The following is an 8,871-nucleotide window of genomic DNA, read 5'->3' on the forward strand; positions in this document are numbered from 1 at the left end:
ACTTCCGCGCTGGAGCACGCGAGCGCGTCGCTGGAACGCGCCATGAAAAACGCGCGACCCGTCGGCGCCGCCGGCGTCCGGCAGCTCCGCCCGGTTGCCGGATAGGCCCCACAACCAATCAGCACTTCAAACACCTGTCATTCTGAGCGCAGCGAAGAATCGGCCGGGGTTGGCGTGAACGCGATTCTTCGGGCCGCTTTGCGCCCCTCAGAATGACAACCACGTGGAAGGAAGAAAGCCTCGGTGGCGGATCAGGATTCGAGTTTGTCGAGGATGGGCTGAAGCTCGCCCAGGCTGGCGTAGGAAATGGTCAGCTTGCCCGCGCCTTTCTTGTTGTGGGCGATGCGAATCTTCACGCCGAGGTTGCGTTCCAGGCGACGAGTCAGCGCGGCGACATCGGGATCGACGGCGGCAGTCTTTTTCTCGGTCGTCTTGGGCTTGCGACGCAGCGCCCCCCCGCTGGCCAGCTCTTTGGCGAGCTTTTCGGCCTCGCGCACGGACAGGCCGTTCTTGATCACCTGCTCGCGCAGTTCGAGCATCAGTTCCACATCTTCGAGCGAGAGCATCGCCTTGGCGTGACCGGTGGTGAGCCGCCCCTGAATAAGATCGTCCTGCGCCTTCTTGGGAAGCTTGAGCAGGCGCAGAGTGTTCGCAACGCTGGAGCGATCGCGGCCGATGCGTTTGGCCAGTTGTTCCTGGGTGTAGGCGTGGTCTTCGATGAGCGACTGGTAACCCAGCGCCAGTTCGATCGGGTTGAGGTCGTCGCGCTGAAGATTCTCGACGAGCGCCAGTTCCATCACTTCGCGATCCCCGGCGGCTCGCACCGTGACGGGAACTTCCTTGAGCCCGGCCTTCTTCGACGCCCGGAAGCGGCGCTCTCCGGCAATGAGCTCATACCCGCCCTGGGGGCGGCGCCGCACCAGCAGGGGCTGAATCACGCCCTGCTCCTTGATGGAGGCGGCGAGCTCTGCAATGCGCGTCTCGTCGAAGTGCGTGCGCGGCTGATCGGGGTTGGGGTAAATGTCTTTGAGCGCGACCCGGAATCCGGCGGCGTCGGCCTCCGGCGCGGGGGCCGATGCACTCTCCGGTGCTTCGGATTTCTGGGGAATGAGCGCGCCAAGGCCCTTGCCCAGCGCCTTTCGCTTCTTCGGCGTTGCCATCAGGACGCTCCCGTCATGGTCTCACCGGTGCGGGCCAGGAACTCGCGCGTCAGTGCGAGATAGCTCTCCGCGCCGCGCGAGGAAATATCGTAGAGAATGATCGGCTTGCCGTGAGAGGGCGCTTCGGAGAGCCGCACGTTGCGCGGGATCATCGCCTCGTAGACCTTGGCACCGAAATGTTCGCGCGCCTCCTCGACCACCTGGTGGGAGAGGTTGTTGCGGCTGTCGGCCATGGTCAGCAGGATTCCATCGAGTTCGAGTTCGGGGTTGAGGTGCTTGCGCACCAGCTCAATCGTTCCCATGAGCTGGGAGAGCCCCTCCAGCGCGTAGTACTCGCACTGGAGCGGAATGAGCACCGCATCGGCGGCAGTGAGTGCGTTTAGCGTGAGCAGGCCCAGCGAGGGCGGGCAGTCGAGCAAAATGAATTCGTAGTTCTCGCGTACCGCTTCAAGCGCGTCACGCAGCTTCGTTTCGCGGGCCATCTGAGAGACGAGTTCCACCTCGGCGCCGGCCAGGTCGCGCGTGGCGGGTAGCACATCGAGGCACGAGAGCTCGGTCTGGACGATCGCCTCAGCGGCGGTGCAGTCGCCCATCAGCACCCGGTAGGTGTTGTGCTCGTGATCGCCTGCGAGCCCCACGCCGGAGGTGGAGTTCGACTGCGGGTCGCAGTCCACCAGCAAGGTCCGGTGCTCGGCCGCGGCCAGACAGCCGGCCAGATTGACCGATGTCGTGGTCTTGCCCACGCCGCCCTTTTGATTGGCTATGGCGAGAATTCGTCCCAATTCCCAATCTCCCACCGAGAGAAGTGCCCGGCGACAGGACGCCTGAGCGCCCGTCGTTCCCACCCGGGGCGCAGCAGCTTAGCACAGGAATTTTTGCGGAGAGAAAGGGCTTTTTCGGCCCAATCGGGCCTGAAATATGCCGGCAGCCCCGGCTATTTCCGGCTTCGGTATCGCAGCGTGTCGCCCCAGAGCCGGGCCACACCGGTTTCGATGATTCGCGGCTCCAGCGGCCAGCCCAGCTCGGTCAGGTAGATCTCCCCGTTGCGCCAGCGGGTGCCGACATCGCAGCCACGCCGGATCCACCCCTGCTCTCTTCGGGGAGCCTGATCGATGATGTCGGGAAGCAGCCTCTCGGCCAAGGGCCCGTTGCGCATGGACCCCTCACAAACGACCAGCCCCAGGCCGACCCAGTAGGCTTCATGGTACACGGGAGGGATGTCGCCGACCTGACCAAGAATCTGGCCGCGAAAATCGCCCATGTCCGCGGTCACGATCTGGGACATTGGCGAGAGCATCACCAGCGTCCGCTGGTATTCATCGGGCGCTTTGGAAATCTTGCTGTACTTGCCCGGCGCGTAGAAGTGCGGCAGCACTTCGTCGGTGCTTCTACCGGCAATTGAATCCAGCCGAATCTTTGCCGTCACCCCGAATGCTTTCCAGTTGAGCGCACCGAACAGGGCGATCACGCAGGCGCAGATGGTAACGAGATACCAGCCCTGAAAAGCCTGCAAAACCTTGCGCGAGATGCCCCGGTTGTCGAGCCATTCGATTCCGACGGCAAGGAACGCCGCCCAGAACGGCCAGGCGCTCGAGAGTTGGCGAAAGCGAATGATGTCGCTGTCGGGCCTTACCCCCAGTTCGAAATGGGAATTCATGGGAAGCCAGAGCAGAAAGACCACCGAAGCAAAGAGCAGGCTGCTCCACTTGGGAAATTCTCCGAAAGCGCGCGACCTGAAACCCCGGTAGATCAGGTAGTAACAGATCGCGGCCAGCGGATAGCCGGAGTACGGGATTCCCCGGATTTCCAGGAAATTGGGGAAACCGTACCACAACAAATGGAGCAGCTTGGGCGGCGTTGCGGGCAGGTCGTGAAAAACCGCCTCCGAGGGGTAAATCTGCGCGAGCAGCATGGGCAGCATGATCGCCGAGCCGATGGCGCCCCCGGCGATCAGCGGCAGCATGAGGCGCCGCTGGCCGCGCCGCCAGAGCCCCACCGCCGTAAGAATACACATGGCCAATACGCCCGGGAACATGGTCGGCATGAACGCGGTGACGATCGCAATCACACCCGAGAGAGCGGCAGCGCGCCTCAGCGAAATCGTCTCGGCATTCTTGAGAAAGTAGTGCTGCACATACAGCACGATGCCGAAGGGAAGGAACATCTCCGTGTAGGTACCCGAGGCGGCCAGATACATCTCGGCCATTACCGGGAGCCCGAACGTGAGCAGTCCGATGGTGAAAAAGCGCTCGCGCTCCCCATCGATAGCCCGGTAGATCAGCCACAAACCAATCAGGTTCCAGGCAAAGGATGCAAGTTGAAGCGCGAGCAGGTTGATTCCGAACAGCGCAAAAAACGGGATACAGAAAAAATACAGCGGCATGATGCCGGTGGCGATCAACCACCAGGGCATGCTGAGCAGTTTCGAGAGACTCGCCGCATCCCACATGGAAGCCATGCGGTAGTAGACGATCATCCCCTCAAGTCCCTGGATGGGGATATCGACCGTCGCGCTTCGCCAGATTCCGTAGAAACAATACAGCCCCAGGCAGCCCCACAGGGCCCTGCGCCAGAAAATCGTGTTGTCGCGGCTCAAGTCCACTGCGTTTCCTCGTTTCGGCTGCGCGCGATCATGCTCCCGTCTTTCAACGACCGACTATTCCCTCGACCAGCCATGCGGCGCATGGGGCCAGATAGGCGATCTTGATCCGGCGACGCCACTGCAGCGGGTCGCCGGGTCCCGCGATGCTGAAGACCGCCGCAAGCGCGAACAGGATGCCCGATGCAATGCCCAGCAGTCCCTGCCGCCATGCCAGTGCAGCAACCACACAGGTTGCGGCGCCGAGGACCTGCACGCTACGCCGCGTAGCAAGCTCGCCCAGCCAGATGGCCGTGCTCCGACGACCGGCACTGAGATCCTCCGCACGGTCACCGAGTTCGTGCACCAATTGGCTCTGCAGTGAAGGCAGTGCGAGCACGCCCAGCACCCACAGGTCGCCAGGGTCCGCCGCGGGCATCCGGCCGGCGCCGATCCAGTAAAGCGGCACGAACAGGGCGATATTAGCCAATGAGACAACGCCGGCCACACGTTTGAGGCCCCATCCGGGAAGCGAATACACCACTCCCAACGTGACCATCCCCAGCGTCAGCCAGCGCACCGAGGGGATCAGGACAAAACTCAGCGGCACGGGCGCAAGCAGTAGCGCAAGGGAAAGCACTCCCGCCAAGCGCGGCGAGACAGCCGAGCCGCGAATCGGATTCTTCGCTGCGTCATCGGTGCGCCAGTCACACACCCCGTTGAAGCCGTAACCGCCCGCCAGATAAAGCGCCGACCACAACAAGGTCAGCCACGGCGCCGGGGCTCCGGACGAGCCGGACCAGCCCAGCAATGTCAGCCCCAGATACGGAAGCCAGTCCGCCGGGCGCAGCAGCGCAAGCAGCCAACTGCCGCGCGCCTCTTTGTTCTGTGTCGTCACGTCGGGGAGTTTACTACCAGGAAAGGGCGGACCGCACCTGTTTCCAAAGCGTAGAGGGAGAAAGTCGAAACAAATTATTCATTTCGTTGTAGGGAACGATGTAGCAACCCGGGCAGGAATCGGCGCAGCTTCGGCATTCACGAAAGGCATTGACGTAGCCAAGTTCCTTGCCGCTGGGATGCGCTCCGGGTTCGGGGTGATAGACGAAGTGGCAGGGAAACACGGCGCCTGCCGGATCGATGTAGCAGAAGTATTTTCCGGCCGCCCAGCACAGGTCGCCCCCCTCCCCTTCGGGATAGTGGAGCATGTGCTCGACCGAGGTCTTCGAGGAAAGCAGGTTGCGGCCCTCTTTGAGCGCGCCGGCCAGAAATTCGCCCACCTCGTGGAATTTCGCCGCCTCCGGGGCCAGCGAAGGCGCCTCCGGCGAGGCCAGGCTAGCATTGGAGGCCGGTTGAAAACCGGCTTCAAAGCCCATTTCGTCGGCCAGATCCAGAATTCCAGGAACCTCATCGAGATTCCGGGGCGTGAGCACCGTCAGGGTCTTCACCTGCTTGCCCGCCGAGAGGGCCAGCTCGATCCCGCGAATCGCCTTCTCGAAGTTTCCCCTGGAGCGCCGCTGGGCGTCATGAATTTCCGCGTTGGCGCCGTCGAGGCTGGTTGTGTAGATGTCGAGCCCGTCGAGCTCGTCGATTCGCTCGGGCACCAGAATGCCGTTACTGCAAAGCGTGGTCGTCGCGCCCGTGCGCTTGGCATGGCGCAGCAGCTCCGGCGCATCCTCGCGCAGCAGGGCTTCGCCGCCGGTAAAGCCGAAGCGAATTGTTCCTGCGCGCGTGAACTCGTCGATCGCGCCCTTCCACTCCTCGGTGGTCATTTCTTCGGTCAGGTTCCCTGGAAAATTGCAGTATTCGCAATGCAGGTTGCAGCGATGAGTCAGCACGCAACCAACCGATACCGGCGCGGGCATGCCTGCCAGGTATTTCACGCCGGAGATTGCGAGGGCCCGGTAGTTCACGTCACACCCCGCTTACCGCCGCCGGCAGGTCCGTGTGCGTCATCGATGCCAGCACGTCTCTGTAAGAAACATGCGGCTCGAAGAACTCGGGCGGAACGCCCCACACCTGCTCACGGTGTCCGGCCAGCTTTCGGCGGTGCCAGTAGCGGTAGAGCGAGCCAAAAAACAGCTCGGCGACGATGCGCGCGCGCGTCGGGCTCTTCAGGCACTGCCAGGCCACGCCCGCCATGTAAGCGGGATTAAAGAAGTAGCGATTCCGATAATGACTCGCCAGAGAGCGCAGCTCTTCGAGTGGAATTCCCGGCACTTCAATCGCGGGCTCATTGACATTGAAATAATTGGGGTCATCGGTCAGCAGCAGGCCGTTGCGTTCGACTTCTTCGCGCAGCAGCGTGCTGCCGAACGGTGTTGCGTAGAGCACCGAGAGAAAATCCATCGGAAGTGTGCGGAGCCACTCAAAGGCCGAATCGAGCTGCGCGCGCGTATCCCAGGGGAAGCCGATAATCCAGCTCCCGTGGGTGGTCACCCCCGCCTTGCGGAAGGTCGCGAAGGCCTCCTCGGCCTGTTCGCGCTTGTACCACTTCTTGATCTTTTCCTGCTGCTCTTCACTGGTGGCCTCGATGCCCATGAACACGTAGCGGGAGCCGCCGCGATGCATGGCTTCGACCAGTTCGGGGGTGACGTCATCCACGCGCGCGAAGCTGCCCCACTTGAGCTTCTTCGGCAGGCCGCGGCTGGCCATTTCCTCGCAGATTTCCATCACCCAGTTTTTGCGAACGGTGAATTCTTCATCGCGGAAGATCAGCGTGTTGAACTTGTAGCGGGCCACGAGCTCTTCAATTTCATCGACGACATCAGTGGGGGTGCGCTTGCTCCAGACATTGGACCAGATGGCCGGCGTCTGGCAGAAGGTGCAGGTGTACGGGCAGCCGCGCGAGGCCTGCACCGAGAGGGTGCGCATCCGCGTCACGGGTTCGCAAAAGAGCATCGGGAACTTGTAGTCCTCGATGGGAAGGCCTTCGCGCACCGGACGCGGCAGTTCCGCCAGTTTCCGGATGCGCTTGCGGGGCGGGTTGACCCGTACCTCGTCACCGTCGAGCCAGACCAGCCCCTCAATCTCCGCCGGGGAATGGATCTTCCCCTCAAGGTATTCGAGGAGCTCAAGCATCGTTTCCTCGCCCTCGCCTTTCACGAGAAAATCGATGGCGGGGTCGCGCACGACCGTGGGTTCGCCCGAGACGTGCCAGCCGCCGAAGACGGTGATGCAGCCGTAACGGCTCTTGACCGCGCGGGCGATTTCGCGCCCGTTCTTGAAGTTCTCGGTCATCGCCGTGAGCCCCACCAGGTCGGGCTCGAATTCGTCGAGCTCGGCAAACAGGCCCGCGGTATCGGCCGTGTAAACGCTGAGCAGGTCGCGGATCTGCACCTCGTGACCGGCATTGCGGCAAACAGCGGCGATGTAGGAGAGCCCGAGGGGCTCCAGCCATGGCAGGGAATCGTCGCAGTTGCTGGGGGGACTGATCAGAAAGATCTTCATACCGCTACCTCCCGGGGCATGGGTGCGGGCCCGGCGCTCAAAGGCCGGGCGTAGCGCTCGGGCACTTCGAATTGCCCGGCGGTTCGTCGCGCGTCGGGGGAAATTGTGCTGAGTAGCCGCGCTGCAATGATGCGGTCGTAGGCCAGCTCGGCAACGATGCGAATGCGCGAGGGATGGCGCAGCATGGTGCCCGCCACATGGGCCAGGTGCCGGGGCCGCAGATAGAAGCGCCGCCGGTAGCCGATGGGCAGGGTCTTCAATGTCTCAAGCGGAATGTGCGGCGTGCGGATGACCGGTTCGTGGAGTGTGAAGTGCTCCGGGTCACGCGTCAGGAATAGGTCATGCTTCTCGACGTAGTCGTAGAGCTCGGTGCTGTGAAAAGGCGTGGCGAAACAGATCGCCAGCGAGTCCATCTGAAGCGTGAGGAGCCACTCGAAGGCCGCGTCCAATGATTCGATCGTGTCCCAGGGAAACCCGACGATCCAGCTTCCCTGCGCGAAGACTCCGTATTTGCGATAGAGCCGGAAGGCCTCTTCAGCCTCCGAATTCTTGTAATACTTCTTGGTCTGGTCGCGCTCCGTATCGTTGGAAGCTTCAACGCCCATCAATACATAGGTGCAACCCGCCCGCGCCATGGACGCGACAAGTTCCTCGGAAGCATCGTCCACCCGCGCAAAGGCGCCCCAGGTCAGTTTCTTGTTGAGCCCGCGCGCCACCAGTTCGTCGCAAATTTCCATCACCCAGGAACCGCGCACGGTGAATTCCTCGTCGCGGAAGACGAAGGTGTTGATCTGGTGATTGTCCACCAGCTCCTGGATCTCATCGACAACCGATGCGGGCGTGCGCTTACTCCAGATGTTCGACCAGACCGCGGGCGTCTGGCAGAACACACAGGTATACGGACAGCCGCGCGATGCCTGAATCGAGAGCGTGCGCATCCGCGAGATGGGCTGGGAGTTGAGCATCAGATACTTGTAGCGATCGAGCGGCAGGCCCGTGCGGACGGGTCGCGGCAGGCGCTCAAGCTTGCGGATGCGCTTTCGCTTCGGCGTCGCCTGCACGCCCGCACTGGAATTCCAGGCAATACCCTCGATCTCTTCGAGCGGCGGCGAACCGGTCTGCAGATGATCGAGCAGTTCGAGAACCGTGTCCTCGCCCTCGCCGCAAACGGCATAGTCGATCACCGGGTCTTCAACGGCGGCCGGGTTTCCTGAGACATGCCAGCCACCGAAGATCACGGTGCAGCCGTAGCGGGACTTGATGGAGCGGGCCAGACGAAGACCGTTGGCAAAGTTCTCGGTCATTGCCGTCATGCCCAGCAGGTCGGGCCGGAATTCGTCGAGATCGCGAAAGAGTGCGTCCAGATCCTCGGGGGTAGAGTACGAAAGATCACGGATGAGCACTTCGTGCCCGACCTGCTCACACGCGCCGGCGATGTAGCAGATACCCAGCGGCTCCACCCACGGGTAAGGGTCGCTGTAATTGCTGGGCGGATTGATCAGTGCGATCTTCATCTCAAATCCGGCTCGGGCCTTTGCCCGGCAAGCTCCGCCGACTTTCGGCGGGCATCGGGAATTGCGCGGAGGGTGCGAAATTCAAATCAAACGCTTGTTTGGTAATTTTACCCGGTTTGCTTCTCATAGAACAATCGCTGCCCCTCGCCTTTCGCACCGCTCAGGCGCTGAT

Annotated in this window: 7 protein-coding genes; all 7 read right to left on the bottom strand. The window is 62.3% G+C overall.

The features are described from left to right. Positions 1-251 precede the first annotated feature (251 nt). The 7 genes from KDH09_03975 to KDH09_04005 all read right to left on the bottom strand — a co-directional run bounded on the left by KDH09_03975 (position 252) and on the right by KDH09_04005 (position 8,699). Complete coding sequence (locus tag KDH09_03975) at positions 252-1,160, bottom strand: ParB/RepB/Spo0J family partition protein (protein ID MCB0218827.1); 909 nt, start codon at positions 1,158-1,160, stop codon at positions 252-254. After that, complete coding sequence (locus tag KDH09_03980) at positions 1,160-1,942, bottom strand: ParA family protein (GenBank protein ID MCB0218828.1); 783 nt, start codon at positions 1,940-1,942, stop codon at positions 1,160-1,162. Before KDH09_03980 ends, KDH09_03975 begins: the two co-directional genes overlap by 1 nt. Before the next feature lie 152 nt (positions 1,943-2,094). Continuing rightward, positions 2,095-3,762 carry a hypothetical protein gene (locus KDH09_03985; protein ID MCB0218829.1) on the bottom strand — a complete coding sequence of 556 codons (1,668 nt, stop codon included), beginning with the start codon at positions 3,760-3,762 and terminating at the stop codon, positions 2,095-2,097. A 43-nt stretch (positions 3,763-3,805) separates the two neighbouring features. Further along, positions 3,806-4,636 carry a UbiA family prenyltransferase gene (locus KDH09_03990; protein ID MCB0218830.1) on the bottom strand — a complete coding sequence of 277 codons (831 nt, stop codon included), beginning with the start codon at positions 4,634-4,636 and terminating at the stop codon, positions 3,806-3,808. Positions 4,637-4,649: 13 nt separating this feature from the next. Next, a complete protein-coding gene (locus tag KDH09_03995; GenBank protein ID MCB0218831.1) occupies positions 4,650-5,648 on the bottom strand; it encodes a radical SAM protein in 999 nt (332 codons plus the stop codon). Between the two features lies 1 nt (position 5,649). Next, positions 5,650-7,185 carry a cobalamin-dependent protein gene (locus KDH09_04000; protein MCB0218832.1) on the bottom strand — a complete coding sequence of 512 codons (1,536 nt, stop codon included), beginning with the start codon at positions 7,183-7,185 and terminating at the stop codon, positions 5,650-5,652. Beyond that, positions 7,182-8,699 carry a cobalamin-dependent protein gene (locus KDH09_04005; GenBank protein ID MCB0218833.1) on the bottom strand — a complete coding sequence of 506 codons (1,518 nt, stop codon included), beginning with the start codon at positions 8,697-8,699 and terminating at the stop codon, positions 7,182-7,184. The genes KDH09_04000 and KDH09_04005 overlap by 4 nt, the downstream gene beginning before the upstream one ends. Between the last annotated feature and the right edge of the window lie 172 nt (positions 8,700-8,871).

The organism is Chrysiogenia bacterium (assembly GCA_020434085.1).
Classification (GTDB): Bacteria; JAGRBM01; JAGRBM01; order JAGRBM01; family JAGRBM01; genus JAGRBM01.

Bases quoted from the DNA above. Each gene is read 5' to 3' on its own strand.
- KDH09_04000 (MCB0218832.1), bottom strand. From the start codon at position 7,185: ATGAAGATCTTTCTGATCAGTCCCCCCAGCAACTGCGACGATTCCCTG.
- KDH09_04005 (MCB0218833.1), bottom strand. From the start codon at position 8,699: ATGAAGATCGCACTGATCAATCCGCCCAGCAATTACAGCGACCCTTAC.
- KDH09_03975 (MCB0218827.1), bottom strand. From the start codon at position 1,160: ATGGCAACGCCGAAGAAGCGAAAGGCGCTGGGCAAGGGCCTTGGCGCG.